We start from the raw sequence: 7,310 nt of genomic DNA, 5'->3' as shown, positions 1-7,310 counted from the left end.
GCGGCGTTCTACCCGCGGGCCCGCGCGTTCATGGACGCCCAGCTCGCCCGCTGGGCGGCCGGGGAGCCGCTGGAGAACATCGTCCGGCCCGGCCGCCGGTAGGGACCGCGCCCCCCGCCCGGCGGGCCGGGGCCCGGGCGGCCGCGGACCGTCGGTACCGCGGACCAGAATGGGCGCATGAGGATCGCGGTGGTCGCCGACGGCGAGGGCGGCGGACGGTTGCGGCCGCTGGACGGGGACGGCCCCGAACGGCGGGTCGACGACCTGGCCGCGGCCGTCCGCGCCGCCGAGGCCGACCGGCCCCGCTGGGTGTGGGCCGACACCCGCGACGTCTACCCCGACCTGGTGCGCGCCGGGGTGCGGGTGGAGCGCTGCCACGACGCGGCGCTCGTCGAGGCGCTGCTGCTCGGATACGAGGGGCGCCACGGCGAGCCCCGTTCCCTGGGCGCCGCCTGGTCCCGGCTGCACGGGCGCCCGGTGCCCGCGGACCCCCACGAGCCGGCGGGGGAGGGCGCGGCCGCCCAGCCCGCGCTCTTCGAGGCCGACCGCTCCACCCTGCCGCCGGGCACGGACCGGCTCGACGCCCTGGCCGAGGTCCACGCCGACCAGCGGCGCCGCCTGGCCGCCCTGCCGCCCGGCATGGACCTGCTGGCCGCGCTGGAGTCGGCCGGGGCCCTGGCCGCCGCCGAGATGTCCCACGAGGGCCTGCCCTGGCGGCCCGACCTGCACGACCGGATCCTCACCGGCCTGCTGGGACCGCGGCCCCCGGCGGGGCGCCGCCCCCCGGTGCTGGCCGACCTGGCCGCCCGCATCGGCGAGGCCGTCGGCCGCGAGGTCAACCCCGACTCCCCGGCGCAGGTCCTCAAGGCCATGGCGTGGATCGGCCACCCCGTCACCTCGACCCGGGCCCGGGAGCTGGAGCGGATCGAACACCCGGTGGTGCCGCTGCTGCTGCGCTACAAGGAGCTGTCGCGGCTGCACTCGGCCAACGGCTGGGCCTGGCGGGACGCCTGGGTGGACGAGCGGGAGGGCCCCGACGGGGTGCGCCTGGGCCGGTTCCGCCCCGACTACGTGGTGGGCGGGGTCGTCTCCGGGCGGTGGGCCACCCGGGGCGGCGGTGCCCTGCAGATCCCCAAGGCGGTGCGCGGCGCCGTGCGGGCCGACCCCGGGTGGGTGCTGCTGCGCGCCGACGCCGGGCAGCTGGAGCCGCGCGTCCTGGCCGCGGTCTCGGGGGACACCGCCCTGGCCGAGGCGGCCGCCGAGGACGACCTGTACGCCCGCCTGGCCGTGCACACCGGCGACGACCGGGCCCGCGCCAAACTCGGCCTGATCTCCGCCATGTACGGCCAGACCGGAGGGGACGCCGCCCCGCTGCTGGCGCTGCTGCGCCGCCACTACCCGCGGGCCCTGGAGTACGTGGACGCCGCCGCCCGCACCGGCGAGCGGGGCGGGGTGGTGCGGTCCTGGCTGGGCCGCACCTCGCCCCGGCCCGCCGGGTGGGAGCGGCGCACGTCGGGCCCCGACGGCGAGCGCCACCGGCGGGCGCACGGCCGGTTCACCCGGAACTTCGTGGTGCAGGCCGGGGCGGCCGAGTGGGCGCTGGTGCTGCTCGCGTCGCTGCGGCTGTCGATGCCCGGGGCGGTGGTGTTCTTCGTGCACGACGAGGTGCTGCTGCACGTGCCCCGCGAGCGGGCCCGGGAGGCCGTTCACGCGATCGATGCCGCCAGGGAGCGGGCGCGCACTGTCCTGTTCGGGGACACTCCGGTACGATTCCCCCTGGCTGTGACCGTTGCAGAGGAGTACGAAGACACCCCCCGACCCCCCATGACCCCCTGACCGGCCCGTACCGGGACGTTCGATATCGGACGGCGTGGGCTTCTTGCAAAGGCGTTCAGGTACACCCATTCTTGGACTCGGAACGTCATCGGAAAGGCGCGCGCCGTAGGGGTCCCCCACACCCCGGGTCGTTCAGAGAAAGGGCGAGACATCCCCGTGCGGAGCCGTAGATCTGCTTGCACCACGGCGGTCCTGGTGGCCGCCTTCACCGCGTTCGGGGCGGCTCCGGCCTGGGCCGACCCTGTCGTCGAGGACCGACCCCCCATCAGCGAACAGGCCGACCCCCTCGCGTCCGGGGGATCCGACCCCCTCCGGGACCCGCAGGCCTCCGCCTCCCCCGAGGTCGCAGACCCCGACGACCTCAGCCACAGCGCCTACGTGGCCCCCTTCCGCGAGGCGCGCAGCATCGAATACTTCGTGGTCGCCCAGGAGACCCTGCCCGCCGAGGCCGTGGACGCGGTCCGCGGGATCGACGGCGTCGAGCACGTGCTCACCGTGGACGCCGCCCGGGTCCTGGTCGACGAGGAGGCCATGTCCGTGCTGGGCGTGGACCCCTCCACCTTCCGCAACCACGCCCCCGAGCCCTCCGCCGAGTCCGACGACATCTGGCAGGGCGTCGCCGAGGGGCGCATCGCGCTGTCCAAGGACGCCGGCACCGAGCGCGGGCTGGAGGTCGGCGGCGACGTCACCGTGACCGGCGGGCGCGGCGACGTGCCCCTGGAGGTGTGGACGCACGCCACCTCCGGCATCGCCGGGATCGACGCCCTGGTCTCCCGGGAGACCGCCGCCGAACTCGGCATGCCCGAGGGCAACGCGCTGGTGGTCTCGGCCTCCGGGGCCGACCTGTGGGACCTGTACGAGGAGCTCGGCGGGGCGCTGGGCGAGGACGTGTCCGTCCAGCTGGTGGGCGACGCCCCCGAGCCGGCGGGCGACGGCGAGACCGTGCCGCCGACGGTCATCGAGCGTGTCATCGCCAACGCCGAGTCCCAGCTGGGCGTCCCCTACGTCTGGGGCGGCACCACCCCGGGCGTCGGGTTCGACTGCTCGGGCCTGCTCCAGTGGGCCTTCCGCGAGGCGGGCGTGGAGATCCCGCGCGTCACCCACGACCAGTGGAACGCGGGCGAGCGCATCGCCTTCGAGGACATGGAGCGCGGCGACCTCATCTTCTGGAGGTCGGACCCCACCGCGCCCGACTACATCTCGCACGTGGCGATCTACCTGGGCGACGGGATGATGCTGGAGGCGCCGCGGACCGGCCTGGACGTGCGCGTCACCCCGGTGCGCACCGCCAACTACGCGGGCTCGGTCCGCGTCCACACCTGACCGCTCGGCGGAACGCGCGGGCCCCGGCCGTTCGGCCGGGGCCCGCGTGCGTTCCGGAGGGGACGGACCTGTCCCGCCACGACCGCGGCCTCCTCGACGAAGTCGCCGAGGAACCCGACACCCGGCCCCGCAAGACGTCGGGGTGGGACTCCCCGTCCCAGCGTCTCGCGGTACTCATCTCGACTCATCCCGGCAGGCAACCGATCACCATGTTGCGACGAGCGCTCGGATTCGCCGGCCCCGGGCGGAGGCCCTCGGGCGGCGGCGGGGCACCGCGCCCGGGAAAGGCGGTGGGCCGTGGCGCCGCCGAACCGGCGGCACCACGGCCCACGGTCTCCTTGTCCGAAGGACCCGGCCGGGAGGGGAAGGCAGGCCTCGGTTCAGGAGGGGGTTGACAGGGAGCCGCTGAGGGAGGGGGAGACAGCGTGCCGACCCTGTCGGGATGGTCCTGGGGTGTGACGACGGCGTTCCGTCGCACAAGGACTACATAAGCAGCGAGCGGGCGATTTGGCAAGAGGCACGATCAAGGCAGGCAAGTGGTCCCAAACCAGTCTTAACGTGCAAAACGATGATTCGGATGTCCGTTTCGTTTCCGTTCGTCTCAGCGCCCGGCGGCGTATCCCTGGGAGCCCCGCGCGTCGGCCGCCGCACGCAGCTCGCCGGTCTCCGGATCGCGGGCCACGGCCGCCAGCCGCCCCAGCGACCAGGGCTCGGACACCTGCACCCGGTGCCCGCGCCGGCGCAGCTCGGCGATGACGTCCTCGCCCAGGCCCGGCTCCACGACCAGGTCGCCCGGGACGGTCTCCCGGGGGTGGAACGAGCTGGGGAAGGCGTTGGTGTGGAACATCGGGGCGTCCAGGGCCTCCTGGAGGTCCTCCACCCCGTTGAGGATGCGCAGCAGCGCGGTGAAGGTCCACTGGTCCTGCTGGTCGCCGCCCGGGGTGCCGATCGCCAGCACCGCCTGGCCGTCCTCCCGGGTGACCAGGGTCGGGGACAGCGTGGTGCGCGGCCGCCGGCCCGGGGCCAGGGCGTTGGGGGACTCCGGGTCGAGCCAGAACATCTGGGTCCGGGTGCCCAGCGGGAACCCGAGCGCCGGGATCACCGGGGAGCTGGTGAGCCAGCCGCCGCTGGGGGTCGCCGACACCATGTTGCCGCGGGAGTCCACCACGTCCACGTGGCAGGTGTCGCCGCGCTGCACGGTGGGCTCGCCGAGGGTGCGGTCCGCCGGGGCCTCCTGCGCCAGGTACACCGGCGGGGTGAAGGGCGTGCGCCCGGCCACGCTCCCGGGGCGCTGGTCCAGGGACGCGCGGCCGTCGTCCACCAGCGCCGCGCGCGCCGCGGCGTACTCGGCGGACAGCAGTTCCTTGAGCGGGACGTCGGTGAAGTCGGGGTCGCCGTACCAGGCCTCGCGGTCGGCGAAGGCGAGCTTGGCCGCCTCGGTCACCCGGTGCACGAAGTCGGCTCCCTCGCCGCGGGTGCCCAGCGCCTCGGCCAGCCGCAGCTGCTGGAGCATGGTGGGCCCCTGGCCCCAGGGGCCGGTCTTGTGGACGGTGTGCGCGCCGTAGGTGACGCTCGCCGGCTCCTCGTACGTGGCGCTCCAGTCGGCCATGTCCTGGGAGGTGAGCAGCCCCCGCTGCGGCTCCCCCGTGGAGGAGGGCACCGGCACGGCCAGGAACGCGGCCACGGCCTCGGCCACGAACCCCTGCGACCAGCTGCGGCGGGCCGCCTCGATCTGCGCCTCGCGGTCGCTCCCGGCGGCCTCGGCCTCGGCGATGATCCGCCGGTAGGCGGCGGCCAGGGCGGGGTTGCGCAGCCGGGTCCCGGCGGCGGGCACCCGGCCGTGCGGCAGGTAGACCTCGGCGGAGCCGGTCCAGTGCCGGGCGAAGACGGGCTCCAGGGCGGCGACCGCCGCGGAGATCCGGTCCAGCACGGGGTACCCGCGCTCGGCCAGGCCGACGGCGTGGTCCAGGACGTCGCGCACGGTCAGGGTGCCGTGGTCGCGCAGCAGCAGCATCCACGCGTCGAAGGCGCCCGGCACGGCGGCGGCCAGCACCCCGCTGCCGGGGATGCGGTCCATCCCGGCGAACGCCTCGACCGTGGCGGCGGCGGGCGCCACCCCCTGGCCGCACAGGACGCGCACCGGCCCGCCCGCGGCCTGGAAGACCACGGGGACCTCGCCGCCGGGGCCGTTGAGGTGGGGTTCGACCACCTGGAGGGTGAAGCCCGCGGCGACCACGGCGTCGAAGGCGTTGCCCCCGCGTTCGAGGACGGACATGCCGGTGGCGCTGGCCAGCCAGTGCGTGGACGCGACCATGCCGAAGTCGCCTCTGAGCTGGGGACGGGTGGTGAAACGGGCCATCGGAGGGGCCTCCAGGGGTAGCAGAGGTGGTGGGGGAGCACGCCGTACGCGGAACGGGATGCCGGTCCGCGCAGGGTGACGCTACAGCACGCCCCGAGGGCGGGGGGAGGGGTCATGGGATGGGAGGAGGGGTGGACACGCGAACGCCGGGGGCCCGAGGGCCCCCGGCGTCGGTCGGCGTTCGATCACTGCTGGGCCGGGACGCTCCAGGGCAGGGAGTCCCACAGCTCGCGCCACTCGTCGTCACCGATGGTGTCGAGCTCGGCCGCGGCGGCCTCGGTGCCGTCGTCGGCCTTCTCGGTCCCGGTCTCGGTCCCGGCGGCCTCGGCGGCCTCGGCCTCGGCGGCCAGCTCGGCGATCAGGTCGGAGATCTCCGCGATGACCTGCTCGACCTGGGCGCGCTCCAGGTCGTTCTCCTGGGCGCAGGTGTCGACGGCGGCGTTCTTGTCGCCCTCATCGCCGTAGTACCAGACGGTGGCGAGCAGGCGGTCGCGCTCGGCGTCGTCCAGGTCCTCCTTGCCCAGGGCCTGCTCGACGAACTCGCCGCTGTCCTGGGCCAGCTGGGACTCGTCCAGCCCGGTCTCACCCGCCTCGAAGTCCACGAACCGGTCCAGCAGGCACTCCTTGACCTCGCGGGAGCCCGTGCCGGGCAGGGTCACGGCGTCGTCGACCGGGGTCTCGGGGGTCTCCACCGGGACCTCGGGGGTCTCGACGGGAGCCTCCGGGACCTCGGGCAGCTCGGGCGCCTCGCCGACTACCCCGTCGACCGGGGTCCCGGGGACCTCCGGGGTGCCCGGGTCCACCGGGGTCTCGGGGGTCTCCACCGGGGCCTCGGGCGTCTCGGCGGGCAGCTCGGGCGTCTCGGCCGGGACCTCGGGGGTGTCGACGGGCGCCTCGGGCGTCTCGACCGGAGCCTCCGGGACCTCGGGGGTCTCGGGGACCTCCGGGGTCTCGACGGGCGTTTCGGGGACCTCGGGGGTGTCGACGGGCGCCTCCGGGGTCTCGGGGACCTCGTCCACGACCTCCTCGGCCACGTCCTCCGGGCCCGGGCTCGCCCCGGCCTGCTCCTCGGTCCCCTCGGCCGGTTCCTGGGCGGGCTCCTGGGCGGGCTGCCCGGCGGCCCCGGCCTCCTCGGTGACCTCCTCGGCCATCCGGCGCAGCTCCTTGACCTCCCAGCGGTCCGGCTGGAGGTGGGCGGCCACGGCGACGCCGGGTCTCTCCAGCCAGAAGAGGTCGCCGGTCTCCTCGGACAGGTAGGCCCCGTCCTCGAAGGCGGCGTCGCCCTCCACGAGCTCCAGCTCCCGGTCGGGGATGTGGCTGTACCGGCTCTTGCGCAGGTCGTCGAGGTCCTGGAGGGCCTCGGACCGGATCACGGACACCCGGCCGAAGAGCTGGTCGGGGCCCTGCACCCAGGAGAGCTGGGACTGGCGCCCGCCCTGGCGGTCGGTGACGGAGGAGGCGTTGATGCCGTACCTCTCCAGACCGGGGGGCAGGTACCCGATCTCGTACCCGTCGAGGCTGTAGGAGGACTGGCCCTGGCGGACGACCGGCCAGCTCAGCTCCCGCGCGTCCTCCTCGTCCGCGAGGGCGGACCCGGCGAGTCCGACCGGACCCGCGGCGGCCAGGGCGACGACGCCGAGAGTCGCGACCCACCTCGTGCGGTGCTTACGCATAGTGTTCCTTCCCATCGACTACTAATAGTGATAATTGCAGGGCTCTGCGTAATTATCGAGGGTCTCAAGAGCCAAAAATGTAACATGAAGTCATCAAGTGAATGCATACTGTGATAATC

The 7,310-nt window shown here is 74.8% G+C and carries 4 protein-coding genes and 1 pseudogene; 3 read left to right on the top strand and 2 right to left on the bottom strand.

The window, feature by feature from the left end; all coding sequences use genetic code 11:
* From ABZ249_RS30530 to ABZ249_RS30520, 3 genes and pseudogenes are all read left to right on the top strand, one after another.
* Positions 1-102, top strand: a pseudogene (locus ABZ249_RS30530) (dihydrofolate reductase); the annotation flags it as partial.
* Between the two features lie 75 nt (positions 103-177).
* Positions 178-1,836: a bifunctional 3'-5' exonuclease/DNA polymerase gene (locus ABZ249_RS30525; protein WP_355269688.1), complete on the top strand. Its 1,659-nt coding sequence runs from the start codon at positions 178-180 to the stop codon at positions 1,834-1,836.
* Between the two features lie 195 nt (positions 1,837-2,031).
* The gene (locus ABZ249_RS30520; protein WP_355269686.1) at positions 2,032-3,159 is read left to right on the top strand and encodes a C40 family peptidase; all 1,128 of its coding nucleotides are present in this window, start codon (positions 2,032-2,034) and stop codon (positions 3,157-3,159) included.
* Between the two features lie 601 nt (positions 3,160-3,760).
* On the opposite strand, the gene ABZ249_RS30515 is transcribed toward ABZ249_RS30520, so the two are convergent.
* Positions 3,761-5,518, bottom strand: a complete 1,758-nt coding sequence (locus tag ABZ249_RS30515) for a gamma-glutamyltransferase family protein (protein ID WP_355269684.1) — start codon at positions 5,516-5,518, stop codon at positions 3,761-3,763.
* Positions 5,519-5,703: 185 nt separating this feature from the next.
* Complete coding sequence (locus tag ABZ249_RS30510; protein WP_355269682.1) at positions 5,704-7,191, bottom strand: hypothetical protein; 1,488 nt, start codon at positions 7,189-7,191, stop codon at positions 5,704-5,706.
* Between the last annotated feature and the right edge of the window lie 119 nt (positions 7,192-7,310).

It is taken from the genome of Nocardiopsis sp. NPDC006139 (assembly GCF_040614155.1).
Lineage (GTDB): Bacteria > Actinomycetota > Actinomycetes > Streptosporangiales > Streptosporangiaceae > Nocardiopsis > Nocardiopsis changdeensis.
Note: the sequence above shows the minus strand (reverse complement) of the source record. Positions and strands in the feature narration are given on the sequence as shown.

Coding starts and splice junctions, on each gene's coding strand:
- ABZ249_RS30525 (WP_355269688.1), top strand. CDS start 178: ATGAGGATCGCGGTGGTCGCCGACGGCGAGGGCGGCGGACGGTTGCGG.
- ABZ249_RS30515 (WP_355269684.1), bottom strand. CDS start 5,518: ATGGCCCGTTTCACCACCCGTCCCCAGCTCAGAGGCGACTTCGGCATG.
- ABZ249_RS30510 (WP_355269682.1), bottom strand. CDS start 7,191: ATGCGTAAGCACCGCACGAGGTGGGTCGCGACTCTCGGCGTCGTCGCC.